The organism is Phocaeicola coprophilus DSM 18228 = JCM 13818, from assembly GCF_000157915.1.
Lineage (GTDB): Bacteria > Bacteroidota > Bacteroidia > Bacteroidales > Bacteroidaceae > Phocaeicola > Phocaeicola coprophilus.
The window spans coordinates 1-594 of sequence record NZ_EQ973683.1 but is presented as its reverse complement, the minus strand read 5'-3'; the positions used below and the strand labels follow the sequence as shown (position 1 = coordinate 594).

Here is a 594-nt window from a genome sequence, read left to right as displayed (position 1 = left end):
ACAAAGATGATGTTTTATTTTTCTTCTTCTTTTTCCACAAATAAAACAGAAATCGTCGGGAAGAACCGGAGGAAATTTCAAAAGATCGTTTTTTGGAGTTTTCTCTTTTTTTGTTTTCTGCCGGAAGACAGACAGGATTCAGAAAAGGGAAACGGAGTCACTCAAATTTATTGTTAAACTTTTAAATTCTATCAACTATGGCATCATTTAGAGCTACATTGGAATTTGCAGGAAAAGAGTATGACGTACTGCACTCTGAGTATGAATTCAGTCGCACAACAGACGCGAAAGGAAAACCATCCTCAAACATTCAGGGAGGGCGTGTTTCGGTAGTTATCGAATCAACGGACGACACTGCGACCATAGAAGCCATGCTGAACAGCCAGTTCAAGCAGGTGGAGGGAAAAATCGTATACAAGAAGATTGAAGAGGATGCCAAAATGAAGGAAATCGAGTTCAAGAACGCCTACATCGTTTACTACAAAGAAACTCTTGACGTGAACAACGACGTGCCGATGACCATCGCACTGACATTCTCGGCTGAACTCATCAATGTGGGAAACGCTGCGCTGGACAACAGATGGCCGAAAAACT

General features: G+C 41.6%; 1 protein-coding gene. It reads left to right on the top strand.

The features are described 5' to 3' along the window. Positions 1 to 197: 197 nt before the first annotated feature. Positions 198 to 594: type VI secretion system tube protein TssD (gene tssD / locus BACCOPRO_RS16945; protein WP_008145618.1), on the top strand; the 397-nt coding region annotated here is incomplete at its 3' end.